The sequence below is a fragment of the Thermomonospora catenispora genome, from assembly GCF_006363815.1.
In the GTDB taxonomy this organism is placed as follows: Bacteria; Actinomycetota; Actinomycetes; order Streptosporangiales; family Streptosporangiaceae; genus Thermomonospora; species Thermomonospora catenispora.
Genome location: NZ_RRYT01000035.1, coordinates 1 through 17,619, shown reverse-complemented (window position 1 = coordinate 17,619; position 17,619 = coordinate 1). Strand labels below are relative to the sequence as shown.

15 protein-coding genes are annotated in these 17,619 nt (G+C 74.0%); 7 read left to right on the top strand and 8 right to left on the bottom strand.

Annotation, left to right across the window (positions count from 1 at the left end; genetic code table 11):
* Positions 1-258: 258 nt before the first annotated feature.
* The 5 genes from aceB (at position 259) to EIO00_RS20635 (ending at position 6,820) form a co-directional block, all read left to right on the top strand.
* Positions 259-1,866, top strand: a complete 1,608-nt coding sequence (aceB, locus tag EIO00_RS20655) for a malate synthase A (RefSeq protein ID WP_140181498.1) — start codon at positions 259-261, stop codon at positions 1,864-1,866.
* Between the two features lie 197 nt (positions 1,867-2,063).
* A complete protein-coding gene (locus tag EIO00_RS20650) occupies positions 2,064-3,512 on the top strand; it encodes an FAD-linked oxidase C-terminal domain-containing protein (RefSeq protein WP_140181496.1) in 1,449 nt (482 codons plus the stop codon).
* Positions 3,509-4,714, top strand: a complete 1,206-nt coding sequence (locus tag EIO00_RS20645) for an FAD-binding oxidoreductase (protein ID WP_140181494.1) — start codon at positions 3,509-3,511, stop codon at positions 4,712-4,714. The genes EIO00_RS20650 and EIO00_RS20645 overlap by 4 nt, the downstream gene beginning before the upstream one ends.
* A 1-nt stretch (position 4,715) precedes the next feature.
* Positions 4,716-5,990: a (Fe-S)-binding protein gene (locus tag EIO00_RS20640; RefSeq protein ID WP_140181492.1), complete on the top strand. Its 1,275-nt coding sequence runs from the start codon at positions 4,716-4,718 to the stop codon at positions 5,988-5,990.
* A gap of 131 nt (positions 5,991-6,121) precedes the next feature.
* The gene (locus EIO00_RS20635) at positions 6,122-6,820 is read left to right on the top strand and encodes a hypothetical protein (protein WP_140181490.1); all 699 of its coding nucleotides are present in this window, start codon (positions 6,122-6,124) and stop codon (positions 6,818-6,820) included.
* 11 nt (positions 6,821-6,831) lie between these two features.
* Here EIO00_RS20635 and EIO00_RS20630 read toward each other — a convergent pair whose 3' ends face one another.
* The 6 genes from EIO00_RS20630 to miaA form a co-directional block, all read right to left on the bottom strand.
* Positions 6,832-8,526, bottom strand: a complete 1,695-nt coding sequence (locus EIO00_RS20630) for an ABC transporter family substrate-binding protein (RefSeq protein ID WP_140181488.1) — start codon at positions 8,524-8,526, stop codon at positions 6,832-6,834.
* A complete protein-coding gene (locus tag EIO00_RS20625) occupies positions 8,523-10,574 on the bottom strand; it encodes a dipeptide ABC transporter ATP-binding protein (protein ID WP_140181486.1) in 2,052 nt (683 codons plus the stop codon). The genes EIO00_RS20630 and EIO00_RS20625 overlap by 4 nt, the downstream gene beginning before the upstream one ends.
* Positions 10,571-11,422 carry an ABC transporter permease gene (locus tag EIO00_RS20620; protein ID WP_140181484.1) on the bottom strand — a complete coding sequence of 284 codons (852 nt, stop codon included), beginning with the start codon at positions 11,420-11,422 and terminating at the stop codon, positions 10,571-10,573. The genes EIO00_RS20625 and EIO00_RS20620 overlap by 4 nt, the downstream gene beginning before the upstream one ends.
* A gap of 44 nt (positions 11,423-11,466) precedes the next feature.
* Positions 11,467-12,441, bottom strand: a complete 975-nt coding sequence (locus EIO00_RS20615) for an ABC transporter permease (RefSeq protein ID WP_140181482.1) — start codon at positions 12,439-12,441, stop codon at positions 11,467-11,469.
* 115 nt (positions 12,442-12,556) lie between these two features.
* Entirely contained in the window at positions 12,557-13,378 is an 822-nt protein-coding gene (gene dapF / locus EIO00_RS20610) for a diaminopimelate epimerase (protein ID WP_140181480.1), read from the bottom strand.
* A gap of 9 nt (positions 13,379-13,387) precedes the next feature.
* Positions 13,388-14,299, bottom strand: coding sequence for a tRNA (adenosine(37)-N6)-dimethylallyltransferase MiaA (gene miaA, locus EIO00_RS20605; protein WP_140181478.1), 912 nt, complete (start codon positions 14,297-14,299; stop codon positions 13,388-13,390).
* Positions 14,300-14,383: 84 nt separating this feature from the next.
* Here miaA and EIO00_RS20600 point away from each other — a divergent pair, with 84 nt between their 5' ends.
* Positions 14,384-14,578 carry an antitoxin gene (locus EIO00_RS20600; protein WP_140181476.1) on the top strand — a complete coding sequence of 65 codons (195 nt, stop codon included), beginning with the start codon at positions 14,384-14,386 and terminating at the stop codon, positions 14,576-14,578.
* A 32-nt stretch (positions 14,579-14,610) separates the two neighbouring features.
* Here EIO00_RS20600 and EIO00_RS20595 read toward each other — a convergent pair whose 3' ends face one another.
* Positions 14,611-15,324, bottom strand: a complete 714-nt coding sequence (locus tag EIO00_RS20595; protein ID WP_175596293.1) for a class III extradiol ring-cleavage dioxygenase family protein — start codon at positions 15,322-15,324, stop codon at positions 14,611-14,613.
* Positions 15,324-16,823 carry a tRNA (N6-isopentenyl adenosine(37)-C2)-methylthiotransferase MiaB gene (miaB, locus tag EIO00_RS20590; RefSeq protein ID WP_140181474.1) on the bottom strand — a complete coding sequence of 500 codons (1,500 nt, stop codon included), beginning with the start codon at positions 16,821-16,823 and terminating at the stop codon, positions 15,324-15,326. Before miaB ends, EIO00_RS20595 begins: the two co-directional genes overlap by 1 nt.
* Before the next feature lie 269 nt (positions 16,824-17,092).
* Between miaB and EIO00_RS20585 the strand changes: the two genes are divergently transcribed.
* Positions 17,093-17,619 (top strand): amino acid ABC transporter ATP-binding protein (locus tag EIO00_RS20585; RefSeq protein WP_140181472.1); only part of this gene is annotated, 527 nt, incomplete at its 3' end.

Below are 17,619 nucleotides of genomic sequence, written 5' to 3'. Positions count from 1 at the left end.
GCTCATCTCCCCCCTTCGGGTCCTCGGCACGGTCTCGGTCCGCCTCGTCGGGAGGACCGCGGGAGGGGTCCGGCGGGACCGGCGCGCCGGGCGGGGGACGGCCGCGGAGTTAGCGGAGGTGACGGCGCGGTATGAGGTCTGGCGGGCCCGGCGGAGAAGCGGCGGGCGCAGGGCGGGGGCGCTTTGACCCGGATGAGAACCGGCGAGTAGCGTTCCACTGCACAGAAGTTGGTTTTCACGATGCGAAAGGGAAGGCAGATGGCTGCACCCGAAGGCGTGGAGGTCACCGGCCCCCTCCACGAGCGGTACGACGAGATCCTGACGCCCGAGGCGCTGTCCTTCCTGGCCGCCTTGCAGCGCGAGTTCGGGGCGCGGCGCAAGGAGCTGCTGGCCGCCCGGGCCGAGCGGGAGAAGAAGCTGGCCGCCGGGGGCACCCTGGACTTCCTGCCGGAGACCGCGGGGATCCGGGCCGACGAGTCCTGGCGGGTGGCCGAGCCGGCCCCCGGCCTGGAGGACCGGCGGGTGGAGATCACCGGTCCCACCGACCGGAAGATGACGATCAACGCCCTCAACTCCGGCGCCAAGGTCTGGCTCGCCGACTTCGAGGACGCCAACACCCCGCTGTGGGAGAACATGATCCAGGGCCAGATCAACCTGCGGGACGCCCTGGACCGCACGATCGACTTCACCGACCCCAAGACCGGCAAGTCCTACGCGCTCAAGCCCGACGAGGAGCTGGCCACCATCGTGGTCCGCCCGCGCGGCTGGCACCTGGAGGAGAAGCACGTCCTGGTCGACGGGGAGCCGATGTCCGGCTCGCTGTTCGACTTCGGCCTGTACTTCTTCCACTGCGCGCGCCGGCAGCTCGCCAAGGGCAAGGGCCCGTACTTCTACCTGCCCAAGATGGAGAGCCACCTGGAGGCGCGGCTGTGGAACGACGCCTTCAACCTGGCGCAGGACACCCTGGAGATCCCGCGCGGCACCATCCGCGCCACCGTGCTGATCGAGACCATCACGGCGGCGTTCGAGATGGAGGAGATCCTCTATGAGCTGCGCGACCACTCCGCCGGGCTGAACGCCGGCCGCTGGGACTACCTGTTCTCGGTGATCAAGAAGTTCCGCTCCCGGGGCGCGGACTTCGTGCTTCCCGAGCGGAACGCGATCACCATGACCGCGCCGTTCATGCGGGCCTACACCGAGCTGCTGGTGCGCACCTGCCACAAGCGCGGCGCGCACGCCATCGGCGGCATGGCCGCGTTCATCCCCTCCCGCAAGGACCCCGAGGTCAACAAGGTCGCCCTCGAGAAGGTGCGGGCCGACAAGACCCGGGAGGCGGGCGACGGGTTCGACGGATCCTGGGTCGCCCACCCCGACCTGGTCCCGGTGTGCCGCGAGGTCTTCGACGAGGTGCTCGGCGACAAGCCCAACCAGCGCGACCGGCTGCGCGAGGACGTCAAGGTCTCGGCCGCCGACCTGCTGGCCTTCGACAAGACCCCGGGCGAGATCACCGAGGCGGGTCTGCGCAACAACATCGACGTGGCGCTCCGCTACCTGGCCACCTGGCTGGGCGGCAACGGCGCGGTGGCCATCCACAACCTGATGGAGGACGCCGCCACCGCCGAGATCTCCCGCTCCCAGGTCTGGCAGTGGATCGCCAACGGCGTCACCCTCAAGGAGGGCCAGAAGGTCACCAAGGAGCTCGTCGAGCAGATCATGGACGAGGAGCTCGCCAAGATCCGCGCCGAGCTGGGCGAGGCCTACGACGAGGCCCGCTACGACCAGGCCGTCGCCCTCTTCAAGGAGGTCACCCTGGCCGACGAGTACGCCGAGTTCCTCACCCTCCCCGCCTACGAGCGCATGCCCTGACGCCCTGCACGGGCCCGTTCCGTCCGCCCCGCTCGCCGCGCGCGAGCGGGGCCGGCGGCGGGGCCCGCAGGCGAGGGGCGAAGTTACCGTAAAGGGAAGACCGGACAAGGGGAACGACGAGGCGGCAGGCCGGCGCGGACCGAGACCGCCGGGCGGCGGTCGCGCGCGGCCGAGGGGGCCTGAGGGGGAGCGGAGCCATGGGGTTGGCGGCGTTGGCCCGGCGCTTCGCCGAGGCGATCGGGGACGAGTGGGTCATCACCGATCCGGTGCGGCTGCGCACGTACGAGTGCGACGGGCTGACGCACCACCGGGCGACACCGGGACTGGTGGTGCTGCCCGACACCGCCGAGCAGATCGCGATGGTGGTGCGGGAGTGCGCGGCGGCGGGCGTGCCGTACGTGGCGCGCGGATCCGGGACGGGACTGTCGGGCGGGGCGCTGCCGCGGACGGACGGGGTGCTGATCGTGACCTCGCGCATGCGGCGGATCCTGCGGATCGACCCCGACGACCAGCGGGCCGTGGTGGAGCCCGGAGTGATCAACCTGGAGCTGACCCGGGCGGCCCGGCCATACGGGTACTACTTCGCGCCCGACCCCTCCAGCCAGCAGATCTGCTCGATCGGCGGGAACGTGGCGGAGAACTCCGGCGGGGCGCACTGCCTGAAGTACGGCTTCACCGCGCACCACGTGCTGGCCTGCGAGATCGTCACCCCCGACGGGGAGATCACCACGATCTCCCGCGGGGACGGGGGCTATGACCTGCTCGGCGCGTTCGTCGGCTCCGAGGGCACGCTCGGCATCACCACCAAGATCACGGTACGGCTGACCCGGCTGCCGGAGACGGTGCAGACGCTGCTGGCGGCGTTCGAGACGATCGAGGCGGGCGGGGCCGCGGTGTCGGCGATCATCGGCGCGGGGATCGTGCCGGCCGCGATCGAGATGATGGACGCGTTGTCCATCGAGGCCGCCGAGGCGGCGGTGGCCTGCGGATACCCCGAGGGCGCCGGGGCGGTGCTGATCGTGGAGCTGGACGGTCCCGCGGCCGAGGTGGAACGGGAGTTCGCCGAGGTGCGGCGGCTGTGCCGCGAGAGAGGCGCGTTCGAGATCCGCACCGCCGCCGACGAGGCCGAGCGCGAGCTGATCTGGCGGGGGCGCAAGTCGGCGTTCGCGGCGGTCGGCCGGATCAGCCCCGCCTATCTGGTGCAGGACGGGGTGATCCCGCGGACGGCGCTGCCGCGGGTGCTGGCCCGCATCGACGAGCTGTCCCGCGACTCGGGGGTGCGGGTGGCCAACGTCTTCCACGCCGGGGACGGCAACCTGCATCCGCTGGTGCTGTTCGACGACGCCGAGCCGGAGGCGGCCCGGCGCGCCGAGGAGGTGTCCGGCAGGATCCTCGACCTGTGCATCGAGCACGGCGGGTCGATCACCGGGGAGCACGGGGTGGGGGTCGACAAGGCCCGCCACATGCCCCGCATGTTCACCGAGGTCGACCTGGACACCATGCAGATGGTGCGGTGCGCCTTCGACCCGGCGGGGCTGTGCAACCCCGGCAAGGTGTTCCCCACGCCCAGGCTGTGCGGCGAGGTCCCGGGGATCCGCAAGGAGCCCCATCCGCTGGTGCGGGAAGGAAAGGCGGAGCTGTTTTGACCGGCGACGCGCTGGAGGCCCTCAGGCGGGTCTGCGACGAGGTCCGCGAGGGCCGGCCCGAGGAGGGCGTGCTCGGAGTGACGCCCTCGATCGTCGCCGCGCCCGGCACGGTCGAGGAGGCGAGCGCGGTCATGCGGGTGGCCGCCGAACGGGACCTGGCGGTGATCCCGCGCGGCAACGAGACCCGGCTGGACTGGGGCATGCCCCCGACCCGCTGCGATCTGCTGCTGGACACCGCCCGGCTGGACCGGGTGATCGAGCACGCCGCCGACGACCTGGTGGTCAAGGTGGAGGCCGGGCTGTCCCTGGACCGGCTCGCCGAGACGCTGGCCGCCCATGGGCAGCGGCTCGCGCTGGACCGCCCGCTGCCCGGCTCCACGGTGGGCGGCACCCTCGCCACGGCGGCGGGCGGCCCGCTGCGCCTGCTGTACGGGTCGTCCCGCGACCTGCTGATCGGCGTCACGATGATCCGGGCGGACGGTCAGGTCGCCAAGGCGGGCGGCAAGGTCGTCAAGAACGTCGCCGGATACGACCTGGGCAAGCTGCTCACCGGGTCGTTCGGCACCCTGGGCCTGATCGTGGAGGCGGCCTTCCGGCTGCATCCGCTGCCGCAGGCCCGCGCCTACGTCACCGGCGCCGCCGAGCACGCCGAACGCGCCTGGCAGGCGGTGCGCGGCGTGCTGCACTCCCCCCTCGCGCCCGCGGCGATCGAGGTGGACGCCGCATCCGACGGCCCGGTCACCGTCGGGGTGCTGGTCGAGGGCGTCCCGGAGGGGGTCGCGGCGCGGGCCGAGGCCGTGGCCGGCGTCCTCGGCCCCGACGCCCGGATCGCCGACGCCCCGCCGCGGTGGTGGGGCGTCTACCCCGAGGGCAGCACGTTGATCGAGGTCACCGCCCCGCCCTCCGCGCTCCCCCGCCTCGTCGCCGCGCTCGCCGCGGCCCCCGGCGCCCGGCTGCGCGGCTCGGCGGGGCTGGGCGGCCTGTTCGTCGGCCTGGACACCACGGATCCCGCCGAGGCGGCGGCGCTGCTCAAAGCCCTGCGGTCGGTGGGCGCCGCGACCGTCCGGTACGCCCCGCAGCCGGTCCGGGACGAGATCGACCTGTGGGGCCCCGTCCCGGCGTTGACGCTGATGCGACGGGTGAAGGACCAGTTCGACCCCGGGCACCGCCTGAGCCCCGGCCGCTTCGTGGGAGGCATCTGAGATGGCGTCCGAAGAGCTGCGCACGCTGCTCGATGACTGCGTGCACTGCGGCTTCTGCCTGCCCACCTGCCCGACGTACGCGCTGTGGGGCCAGGAGATGGACTCCCCCCGCGGTCGGATCCACCTGATGGGCCAGCACGCGGCGGGCGAGCCGCTGAGCGACCCGATGGTCGAGCACTTCGACCGGTGCCTGGGCTGCATGGCGTGCGTGACGGCGTGCCCGTCCGGAGTGCGCTACGACCGGCTGATCGAGCTCACCCGCGCCGAGGTGGAGCGGCGGCATCCGCGCCCGCTCTCCGAGCGGGCGCTCCGCGAGCTGATCTTCCGGCTGTTCCCCCACCCGCGCAGGCTGCACGCGGTGCGCGGTCTCCTGCGGCTTTATCAGCGCAGCGGGCTGGACCGGTGGGTCCGCCGCACCGGGATGCTGGAGCGGCTGTCCCCCGCCCTGGCCGCGATGGAGCGGCTGGCCCCTCCGGTGCGACCCGCGCCCCGGCTGCCGGAACGCGTCCCGGCGCGCGGACGGCACCGGGCCACGGTGGGCATGCTGACCGGCTGCGTGCAGCGGGAGTTCTTCCCCGGCGTGAACGCCGCCACCGCCCGGGTGCTGGCGCTGGAGGGCTGCGACGTGGTGATCCCCCGCGACCAGGGATGCTGCGGCGCCCTGTCGGTGCACGCGGGCCGGGAGCGGGAGGGCCGGGAGTTCGCCCGCCGCACCATCGCCGCGTTCGAGGGGGTGGACGTGGTGGTGGTGAACGCGGCGGGCTGCGGATCGGCGATGAAGGAGTACCGCAGGCTGCTGGCCGACGACCCGGTGTGGTCCGCTCGCGCGGAGGCGGTCGCCGCCAAGACCCGTGACCTGGCCGAGTTCCTGGTGGAGCTGGGGCCGCGGGCGGAGCGGCGCCCGCTGCCGCTCACGGTCGCCTATCACGACGCCTGCCACCTCTCCCACGCCCAGGGGATCCGCTCCCAGCCGCGGGCGCTGCTGGCCGCGATCCCCGAGCTGACGATCGCGGAGATCGCCGACCCCGACCTGTGCTGCGGGTCGGCCGGCACCTACAACCTGCTGCAGCCCGAGGCGGCGGCGCAGCTGGGCGACCGCAAGGCCGCGAACGTCTCCGCCACCGGGGCCGAGCTGCTGGTCGCCGCCAACCCCGGCTGCTCCATGCAGATCGCCGCCGCGCTGCGCCGCAGGGGCGAGGAGATCGCCGTGGCGCACACCGCCGAGGTGCTGGACGCCTCGCTGCGCGGGCTGGGGCGGGCCGCATTCGGTCTGTAGCGTTTTGTCCGATATGGTCTGCCATCGCCCTCTGTCGTCACCGAGACGACGCCGAAGGCGGCTTCCCTGAGTCCTTCTCTCGAGCCCCTCCGCGTCACGGCCCAGCGCACCCTCGAACCGGAAACCCGTCGATGTCAGGAAACCACCGCTCCCACCGTCGCAAGAAGAGCAACGCCGGGCGGATCGGCCTGGCCGGGGCGCTCGCCGGAGTCCTGGGCGCTGGAGCCCTCGTGGCCGGTCATCTGGCGCTGCGGCCGGACGCCGGGGAGGAGGCGCCGGCCCGCCCGCGGAAGGCCGTGCGGGACGCCTCCCTCACCGTGGCGCCCTCCCCCACGACCGGGCCGACGCTGAGCGTGACCACCCCGGAGGGCTACACCTATGCGCTGGGCGCGGTCCGCACCGGTGTCGAGGACCGGCCGCTGTCGCAGAGCACTCCCCCGCCGCCCGGACGGACCCACGCCTACGGCGAGTACGTGCTGACCAACACCATGCGGCGGCCGATCCTGCTGGACTTCCCGGCCGACCTGTACCTGTCCCGCGCGCACGTCCCCGAGGAGCTGCGGGACCGGTGCGCGCCGCAGGCGGGCGTCCCCGACGACCTGTGCACGCCGCCTACCCACAGCGAGGTCGTGGCGCGGCTGGACGGCTCCGAGCCCCCGATCGAGGAGGACAGCGGCGACCGGCTCATGCCGCCCGGCGCCTCGTACCTGGTGCGGATCGCCACCCAGATGCCGATGGAGGAGGGGATCGCCGACGGCACCGTCCGGCTGTACGTGTGGCACGCCCGCTTCACCGCCGACCGCAGGGGCATCGAAGTGCGGCTCCCCTGACCGTCGCCGGCTCAGCGGGCGGCGGGCGCGAGGAAGCCGATGTCCTCGTACGCCAGGTCGTGGAAGCCGCGGGCGCCGAAGTTGGCCAGATCGGCGCGGACCGCCAGCAGCTGGGGCCGCTGGTAGAGGGGCAGCACCGTGGCCTGCTCCCACACCAGCCGGTCGGCCTTGTTGATCAGCTCGCGGGCCTCGGCCGGATCGAGCTCGGCGGCGGCCCGGTCCATCGCCCGGTCCAGCTCCGCCGTCCCGATCCGGGAGTAGTTCTGCTGGACGTTGCCGCCCTTCGGCCGGGCGAACACCGCCCGGTTGGAGGAGATCGGGAACGGGGTGCCCAGCCAGGAGAAGGGCACGATGTCGAAATTCCCCGGCAGCACGTACCTGTCGAACAGGTCGTCGGTCGGCACCGGCACGATGTCGACCCGCACCCCGATCCGGTCCAGCATGGCCTGTACCAGCTCGCCCTCCCGCTTGCTGATCTGCTGGGTGGCGGGCACCACGAACCGCAGCCTCAGGGTGCGTCCGGCGCGCGTCCGGTACCGTCCCGACCGCCGCCACCCCGCCGCGTCCAGCAGCCGCCGCGCCCGGTCCGGGTCGTACCGGCCGATCACTCCGGAGTTGTCCCGGTAACCGGCCTGGGTGTGCATGAAGAAGTGGTTGCCGAGCGTCCGGATCGGCCAGTCCAGGTCCTTCAGATCGGCCTCGGCCAGCGCCCGCCGGTCGATCCCCGCCATGATCGCCTGCCTGACCCGCACGTCCGTCAGCATCGGGCTCGCCGCGTTGAACGTCAGATGCCGCCAGTCCGGCCCGGCGGCGCGGCGGACCACCGCCCCCTTCACCGACAGCGCCCGCCGGTAGGCGCTGGCGTCGCCTCCGGCGTCCAGCACGTCCACCTCGCCGTTGGCGAACGCGCCGGGCACGGCGGCGGGGTCCATCACCCGGAACACGATGCGGTCCAGCAGGGCGGGACGCCCCCACCACCGCGGATCGCGGGCGATGGTGACGGTCTTGGCGGTCCGGTCGATGGACTCCACCCGGAACGGCCCGGCGCCGACCGGAACCCGGTTCACCCAGCCCTCGTTGAAGACCCGGGGGTCCCCGCAGGTTCCGGCCGGGTACAGCGGGGTGAACAGCGACCGCCAGTCGGCGTACGGCCGGGCGAACACCACCACCGCCTGCCGGTCGGTACGGCCCCGTTCGACCCTGGCGATCCGGTCGTAGCCGGTGACCGCGGCGACCCGGTACCGCCGGTCGCGCCCGGACAGGGCGCGGGCCTGGGCGGCGAAGTCCCGGTAGGTGATGGGGGTGCCGTCCGACCACCGGGCCCGCGGATCGATGGTGTAGGTGACGACCTGACGGGGCTCGGTGACGACCTCGACCTTGTCGAGGTATTCGGGCACGGGCCGGACGACTCCCCTCTCGTCGGACCGCATCAGATACGGCATCACGCCCCGCAGCACCTCGTTCACCACGCCCTTGGCCCCTTGGACATGGTGGAAGTTCCACTGGACCGGGAACTCGGGCATCGGCCAGCGCAGGACGCCCCCGGTGCGCAGCCGCTCCCGGGGCGTCGGGTTGACGTCGGAGGCGGGGAGCGCGGACATCTCGTCGGGGGCCCGCGGCCCCGCGGGGCGGTGGACGGTGCACCCCGCCGCGACGAGCAGGGCGAGCAGCGCCGACGATGACGCGAGAGCGCGAAGTGTTCTCATGGGCTGGTCGTCTCCGGATAGTGGCAGGCCGCGTACCGGCCCGGGGCGACCTCCGTCGAGCGGGGCTCCTCCTCCTCGCAGCGCCGCGCCCGGCCGGCCTCCAGGGTCCGGTAGCGGGGGCAGCGGGGGCGGAACCGGCAGCCGGGCGGCGGAGCGGCCGGGTCGGGCGGGTCTCCGGGCAGCACCGCCCGGGGGCGGCGGCGCGCACGCGCGGGGTCGGGCACCGGGACCGCCGACAGCAGCGCCCGGGTGTAGGGGTGGGCGGGGTCCCGGCAGACCCCTCGGACGTCGCCGAGCTCCACGATCCGCCCCAGGTACATCACCGCGATCCGGTCGGCGACGTGCCGAGCCACGGCCAGGTCGTGGGTCACCAGCAGGCATGTCAGGCCGAGCCGGTCCTGCAGCCGGGTCAGCAGATTGCAGATCCCGGCCTGCACGGAGACGTCCAGGGCGGAGACCGGCTCGTCCAGCAGCAGCAGCCGAGGGCGCAGCGCCAGCGCGCGGGCGATGGCGACCCGCTGCCGCTGCCCGCCCGACAGGGCGCCGGGGTGGCGCCAGGCCAGCTCCGCCGGAAGCCCGACCATCGCCAGCAGCTCGCGGACCGGACCGCCGACGTCACGGCGGCGGTGACCGTGCGCGAGAAGCGGCTCGGCGACGATCTCGGCGACCCGCATCAGGGGGTCCAGCGACGCCAGCGGGTCCTGGAACACCGCCTGCACGTCGCGGCGCAGCGCCCGGCGGGTGGCGCGGTCCAACGCCGCGGTGTCGTGCCCGAGCACGGTGATCCGCCCGGCCTGGGGGGCGCGCAGCCGCAGGATCTCCAGCAGCGTGGTGGTCTTGCCGCAGCCGGACTCGCCCACCAGGGCCAGGGTCTCCCCCCGGCGCACCGTGAAGTCGACGCCGTCGACCGCGCGCACGGTGTCGCGGCGACGGCGCAGCGGCCCCGCTCCGCGCCGCACATGGTGGCGGACCAGGCCGGAGACCTCCAGCACCACCGGTCGTTCGACGCGGTCGACGGCGGGCTCCGGCCCCGGGTCGGGCGGGGGGTAGACGGCCGCCGGATCCGCCACGTCCTGCAGGCAGGCGACGGTGTGGCCGTCGGCGCCGGGGACCGGCCGGGGCCCGGGCTCCTCCTCCGCGCAGCGCGGCCCGGAGATCGGGCAGCGCGGGGAGAAGGAGCATCCGGGGCCGGGCCGCTGCGGAGGGACGCCGTCGATCGGCACCAGCACGGGCCTGCGCGGGCCGGGCACCGCCGGGCCGAACGGCGGCCGTCCGTCCAGCCGGGGCACCGCCTGGAGCAGGCCGATGGTGTAGGGCATCCGCGGCCGGGCGTACACCTCCTCGACCGGTCCGCTCTCGACGGGGCGGCCGGCGTACATGACGGTGACCCGATCGGCGATCTCGGCCGCCACCCCCAGATCATGGGTGATCAGCACGATCGCCGCGCCGGTCGCCTCCCCCGCGGCGCGCAGCACCTGCAGCACCTGCGCCCGGACGGTGCCGTCCAGGGCGGCGGTGGGCTCGTCGGCGACGATGACCGCCGGATCGTTGGCGACCGCCATGGCGATCATGACGCGTTGCCGCATCCCTCCCGACAGCTCGTGCGGATAGGCGCGGGCGCGGCGGGCCGGATCGGGGATCCCCACCAGGTCCAGCAGCCGCACCGCGCGGGCGCGGGCGGCGGCCCGGGAGGCCCCCTGGTGGATCCGGATCGTCTCGGCGATCTGGTCCCCCACCGTGCGCACCGGGGTCAGCGCCGACGACGGATCGGCGAACACCATCGCGATGTCCCGGCCGCGCACCCGGGCCAGCTCGGCGTCGGAGCGGCCGACCAGCTCCTTTCCGTGCAGTCGCACCGACCCGGCGACCTCGGTGCCGGGCGGCAGCAGGCCGAGCAGGGCGAGGGCGGTGGTGGTCTTGCCGCAGCCGGACTCCCCGACGACCGCGTGCACCTCGCCGCGGTCGACGGCCAGGTCCATCCCGCGCACGGCGGGAACCGTGGCGTCCCGGAAGGTCACCCGAAGGTCGGCGACCCGCAGCACCGTCACCGCACGCCGCCTCCTCCGGTCGGGTCCAGGGCGTCGCGCAGCCCGTCGCCGACGAGATTGACCGCCAGCACCAGCAGCACCAGCAGCGCCGCGGCGAACCCGAACAGCCAGGGGAAGGTGGTGGCCGCGGCGGCGCCCTCGGCGATCACGGTGCCCAGCGAGCTGTCGGGGGGCCGCACTCCGAAGCCGAAGTACGACAGCCCGCTCTCGGCGATGACGGCCGCGCCGACGTGCAGGGTCCCGTCGATGATCAGCAGCGAGCCCAGGTTGGGCAGCAGGTGCCGGACCAGCACGCGGGCCGGGGAGACGCCCATGCACCGGGCGGCCAGCACGAACTCGCGCTCCTTGAGGGAGATCGTCGCCTGCCGCACCATCCGCGCGGTCACCATCCACATGAACGCGGCCAGCGCCGGCACCAGCAGCGGCCAGGCCGACCCCAGCGTCGGGCCGAGCACCGCCAGCACCAGGAAGGCCGGCAGCACCAGCAGCAGATCGGTCACCCCCATCAGCACCCGGTCCGCCCACCCCCCGGCGTAGCCGGCGACCATGCCGACCAGCGCGGCCAGCCCGGTCGACAGCACCGCCACCGACAGCCCGATGAGCAGCGACTTCTGCAGGCCGCGCACGGTGAGGGCGAAGACGTCCCGGCCGCTCGCGGTGGTGCCGAACCAGTGCTCGGCCGACGGCGGCTCGCGCAACGCGGTGAAGTCGGTCTGCTGCCAATCCCAGCGGGCCAGGTGCGGCCCGGCGAACGCCAGCAGGAACAGCCCGGTCAGCAGCGCCAGGCCGAGCACGGCGCGGGGCTGCGCCAGCAGCCGGCGCGTCAGCGCCGGGCCCCGGACGGGCATCGCCTCCGGCGGGGCCCCCGACGGGTCGGATGCGCCGGGCACGGTCATCGGCCGGCCCTGACCCGCGGATCCAGGATCGCGTGCGCGATGTCGGCCGCCGCGCCGGCGAGCAGCACCAGCACCGCGGCCAGCAGGGCGACGGCGGCGACGGCGTTGACGTCACCGCGATGGACGGAGTCGATCAGCCACTCTCCCATCCCGTGCCAGCCGAAGATCTTCTCGGTGAACATGGCGCCGAGCAGCACGAAGCCGAAGGTGTAGGCGAAGTAGGTGGCGGTCGGGACCAGCGCGGTGCGCAGCCCGTGCCGCACCAGCGCCTGACGGCGGGTGAGCCCGCGGGCCATGGCGGTGCGCACGAAGTCGGCGTCCAGCACGTCGAGCATCAGGTGCCGCTGGTAGCGGCCGAACACCGCGGCCTGCACCAGCACGACGGTCAGCGTCGGCAGCACCAGGTGCCGCAGCCGCCCGAGCGCTCCCTCGGCCGCGCCGGGGGTGTACTCCCCCGCCCACTCGAAGATCCGCACACCGGTGATCTGGTTGATCCGTTCGGCGCCCAGCTGCAGCAGCACCGCCAGCACGAACACCGGGGTGGACAGCACCGCGAAGGAGCCCACGGTGATCAACCGGTCGGCGGGGCGGTGCCGCCGCGCCGCCGCGTACGCGCCGGCCAGCACCCCCAGCACCGCCCCCAGCACCGTCCCCACCGCCAGCAGCCGGAGGCTGACCAGGGCGCGCCGCCACAGCTCGGGGGCCACCGGCTCGCCGGCCAGGGTGCGGCCGAAGTCGCCGCGCAGCACCCCGCCCGCCCAGACGGCGTAGCGCCGTAACAGGGGCGTGCGGTCGTTGAGGTTGAGGGCGGTCAGCTCGGCGTCCACGACGGCGGCCGGCGGACGGGGGTTGCGCTGCTCGAAGTGGGCGCGCGGGCGAAGGGCGGAGGCCGCCAGCAGGTAGGTCAGGCTGGCCGCCAGCGCCACGAGCACCGCGCCGTGCAGCGACCTGCGAACCAGGAAACCCGCCACTGCCCCCCCTCGCGACCAGAGCAGTACGGCATGCTACTGACTCGTCACGGGACGCGCAGGGAAATCGGAACGCGGTGCGTTCGTTCCATTTCAGACCGTGATCACGCCGGGCGGCTCAGCGCAGCCAGTCGTCGCGGATCCGCCCCTCGGCGACCAGGACGGCCGGGCCGCGCAGGTGGCTGGTGCGCCCGTCGAAGGTCACGGTGACCCGGCCGCCGGGCACGTCCACCGTCCACTCGCCGGCGCGGTCGGCGCCGCCCGCCGCCGCGACCGCGGCGGCCACCGCCCCCGTCCCGCACGAGCGGGTCTCGCCCGATCCGCGCTCGTGCACGCGCATCTCCACATGCCGCTCCCCCAGGACGCGGAACAGCTCCACGTTGACGCCCTCGGGGAAGACGGCCGGATCCACCGCCGGCGGACGGGTCAGGTCCAGCTCCCGCACCGGCCGATCGACCGGGCAGGCCAGGTGCGGATTGCCCATCGAGACCCGCAGCCCCGGGTACTCGATCCCGCCCACGGTCGCGCCGGCCTCGCCCTGCACGACCGGCAGGCCCATGTCCACGCCGACGTCCCCGGACGGCCCCAGCGTCACCCGCCTGAGACCCGCCCGCGTCGCCACGTCCCACTCCCCCGGCGCGGCCAGTCCGGCGTCCACCAGGTAGCGGGCGAAGACCCGCACCCCGTTGCCGCACATCTCGGCGACGCTGCCGTCGGCGTTGCGGTAGTCCATGAACCACTCGGCCGCATCGGCCAGCTCCTCGGCCGCCGGGTCGCCGGCGGCCTTGGTGCGCACCACCCGCAGCACGCCGTCGGCTCCGACGCCGGCCCGGCGGTCGCACAGGGCGGCCACGGTCTCAGGCCGCAGATCCAGGGAGCCGTCGGGGTCCGGCAGGATCACGAAGTCGTTCTCGGTGCCGTGCCCCTTGACGAAACGCATGCGCCGATCCTATGCCCTGGCCAGGGCGAGCGCGCGCTCCACCAGATCCGGCGCATCGTAGGGCAGCCAGTGCACCCGGGGGTCGCGGCGGAACCACGACTCCTGGCGGCGGGCGAACCGGCGGGTGGCCCGGATCGTCTCCTGCTTGGCCTGCTCCTCGGTCCACTCCCCGGCCAGGTACCGCAGCACCTGGGCGTACCCGAGGGCGCGCCCGGCGGTCCGGCCCTCCCGCAGGCCCCGCCGCTCCAGCCGGCGCACCTCCTCGACCAGGCCCGCCGCCCACATCCGCTCGACCCGCAGCGCGATCCGCTCGTCCAGTTCCGGGCGGGGGACGCGCAGCCCGATCTGCACGGCGCGGCGGCGGTAGCGGTGCTCGGGCAGCGTCGCGGTGAACGGGCGGCCGGTGATCTCGATGACCTCCAGGGCCCGCACGATCCGCCGCCCGTTGCTGGGCAGGATCGCCGCGGCGGCCCGCGGATCGCGCTCCCGCAGCCGCCGGTGCAACGCGCCCGGCCCCACCGCCGCCAGCTCCTCCTCCAGCCGGGCGCGCACCGCGGGATCGGTGCCGGGGAACTCCAGCTCGTCCAGCGCCGCCCGCACGTACAGGCCGGACCCGCCGACCAGGATCGGCACCCGGCCCCGTCCGCGGATCTCGGCGATCGCCCGGTCGCTGAGCCTCTGGTACTCGGCGACGCTGGCGGTCTCGGTCACGTCCCACACGTCCAGCAGGTGGTGCGGGACGCCGCGCCTCTCCTCGAGGGTCAGCTTGGCGGTGCCGATGTCCATGCCCCGGTACAGCTGCATGGAGTCGGCGTTGACCGCCTCGCCGTTCAGCGCCAGCGCCAGTTCCACCGCCAGATCGGACTTGCCGGACGCGGTCGGGCCGACCACGGCGAGCACTTCGGGGAAGGTCACGCGCATAACTTTGCCATCTGAGCGGTATGGGGGAGGTGTTCGGGCGCCGGGCGTCCGCCCGGCGCCGCCAACCGTGAATCGGGGGTTCCCATGTCGATCATCAGCAAGGTCAAGCAGATGCTGGGCCAGCACCCCGACCAGGCCAAGAAGGGCGTCGAGAAGGCCGGGGACGTGATCGACCGGCGCACCGGCGGCAAGTACGCCCAGCACGTCGACAAGGGCCAGCAGAAGGCCGGCGAGTACATCGAGGGCGAGGGCGGCCGGCGGAACCCGCCGAACGCCTGACCCGCACCGGGCGCCTGACCCGCGTCGGGCGCCTAATCCGCCCGGGTCCGCACCCAGCTCGCCGCGAAGTAGCCGACGCCGTAGGGCGCCTGGTGCGCCAGCAGCGCGGCGTCGTACCCGGCGTCGCCGGCCGCCCCGGCGAGGAACTGCCACGCCGCCCGCCCGGCCGCCCCGAGCTCGGCCGACAGCCCGGGATCCAGGGCGGCCAGCGCGGCGGTGTCGGCGCGTCCCAGGGCCCGCGCCACCTCGGCGTCGTACGGCTCGGCCCGCTCGTCCAGATAACCGGGGGCCTTCTCGCTCCGGCAGGCGCTCCCGTCGCCCATGACCAGCAGTCCGAGCCGGCCGGTCCGGCGCGCCGCCCGTTCGCCGAGCCGGAGGCACTCGGCGGCCGGGGCGTCGAACGCCAGCGCCCGGTGGCGGACGCGATCGAGGTCCACGCCCGCCGGGCGGCGGTGCAGCAGCCACGCGCCGATCGACAGGGACAGCGGCAGCGACGGCCCTCCCGGCCGCCCGCCGCACACCAGGTCCGCGCCGTAGGGCCGCAGGTCGCACCGGCCGTCGGGGCCGTACTCCCCCGCCTGCTCCGCACCGCCGACGACCAGGATGAGCTCCACGTCCGCCTCGACCAGCCGGCGGATCGCCTCGTCGCAGGCGGCGCGCAGCCCGTCCAGTTCACCGGCCGCCGCCCCGGCCATCTCCGGCACCAGCAGCGGAGGGTGCGGGCAGACCGCCGCGGCGACCAGCATCAGCCGCGCTCCGCCGCGCAGGCGGAGGCGGACGCCGCCGGGGCGGGGGGACGGCCGATGGTCGGCATGCCCAGCGACACGCCCTTGGGCGCGTTCCGCCGGGCCTCCCACGCGTCGCCCGCCCGGGTCCGGCGGATCGCCTTGACCGGGCCGTCGGCGACCAGGTGGTGCGGGGCCGCGTAGGTGACCTCGACGGTGACCATGTCGCCGGGGCGCACCGGCTCCTCCGGCGGGCGGAAGTGCACCAGCCGGTTGTCGGGGGCGCGGCCGGACAGCCGCCGGGTGGCGTCGTCCTTGCGGCCCTCGCCCTCGGCGACCAGCACCTCCAGGGTGCGGCCGAGCTGCTTTCCGTTCTCCTCCCAGGAGATCTCCTCCTGGAGGGCGACCAGCCGCTCGTACCGCTCCTGCACGACCTCCCTGGGCACCTGGTCGTCCATCTCGGCCGCCGGGGTGCCGGGGCGCTTGGAGTACTGGAAGGTGAACGCGCCGGCGAACCGGGCCTCGCGCACCACGTGCAGGGTCTGCTGGAAGTCCTCCTCGGTCTCGCCGGGGAAGCCCACGATGATGTCGGTGGTGATGGCGGCCTCCGGCATCGCGGCCCGCACCCGCTCGATGATCCCCAGGAACCGCTCCTGCCGGTAGGAGCGGCGCATCGCCCGCAGGATCCGGTCCGACCCGGACTGCAGCGGCATGTGCAGCGACGGCATCACGTTCGGGGTCTCGGCCATCGCGGCGATCACGTCGTCGGTGAAGTCGCGCGGATGCGGGGAGGTGAAGCGGACCCGCTCCAGTCCCTCGATCTCGCCGCAGGCCCGCAGCAGCTTGGCGAACGCCCGCCGGTCGCCGAACTCGCTGCCGTAGGCGTTGACGTTCTGCCCCAGCAGCGTCACCTCCAGCACGCCCTCGGCCACCAGCGCCTCGATCTCGGCGAGGATCTCGCCGGGCCGGCGGTCCTTCTCCCTGCCGCGCAGGGAGGGGACTATGCAGAAGGTGCAGGTGTTGTTGCAGCCCACCGAGATCGCCACCCAGGCCGCGTACGGGGACTCACGGCGGGTCGGCAGCGTGGAGGGGAACGTCTCCAGCGCCTCCTTGATCTCCACCTGCGCCTCCCGCTGGACGCGGGCGCGTTCCAGCAGCACCGGCAGCGAGCCGATGTTGTGGGTGCCGAACACCACGTCCACCCAGGGGGCGCGGCGCACGATGGCCTCCCGGTCCTTCTGCGCCAGGCAGCCGCCGACGGCGATCTGCATGCCGGGCCTGCGGTCCTTGACCGGGCGCAGGTGCCCCAGGTTGCCGTACAGGCGGTTGTCGGCGTTCTCCCGGACCGCGCAGGTGTTGAACACGACCACGTCCGGCTCGCCGGACTCGTCGCGCACATAGCCGGCCGCCTCCAGCAGCCCGGCCAGGCGCTCGGAGTCGTGCACGTTCATCTGGCAGCCGTAGGTACGGATCTGGTACGTACGGGGCTGGCCGCCGGGATGAATCGTGGGCGTGCTCATCGGACTCCCTCAACGCGTGCGGACCCCGCGCCGGGGCGGGGAGAAGACACGGCACCTGCCGCTGCGGACATCTCTGTAGGGTAGGCGCTGGCCGCGCGTGCGGGCCACGTCGATTACCCGATGCCGCCGCCTCATGGAAGCCTTCCGGCCCGATCGGCCCGATCCGGCCATGACCTCCGCGCATCGTGCGGAGCGACGTACGAACTTGTGATCCTATCGGTACCGCTCGGTGAGCGTGAGCACCTTCACGATGCCCTAGAGTCCGAGCCATGACGGACAGCGGCATCGAGGCCGGTGGGGCGGACCTGCGCAAAGGCCTCCCCGGGGACACCGGATCGACGGCGGACACGGGGGACGGCCGTCCACTCGTTCGCCTGGAGAAGGTCAACAAGTACTTCGGCACGTTGCACGTGCTGCGGGACATCGACCTGAACATCCGTCGCGGCGAGGTCGTGGTGGTGATCGGGCCGTCCGGGAGCGGCAAGTCCACGTTGTGCCGCGCGATCAACCGGCTCGAGCCGATCGACAGCGGGATCATCGAGATCGACGGGCAGCGGCTGCCCGAGGAGGGCAAGGAGCTGGCCCGGCTGCGCGCCGACGTCGGGATGGTGTTCCAGTCGTTCAACCTCTTCGCGCACAAGACGATCCTGCAGAACGTCACGCTGGGCCCGATCAAGGTGCGCAAGGTCCCCAAGGCCGAGGCGGAGGAGCGGGCCATGGCCCTGCTGGAGCGGGTGGGCATCGCCCACCAGGCCGCCAAGTACCCCGCCCAGCTGTCGGGCGGCCAGCAGCAGCG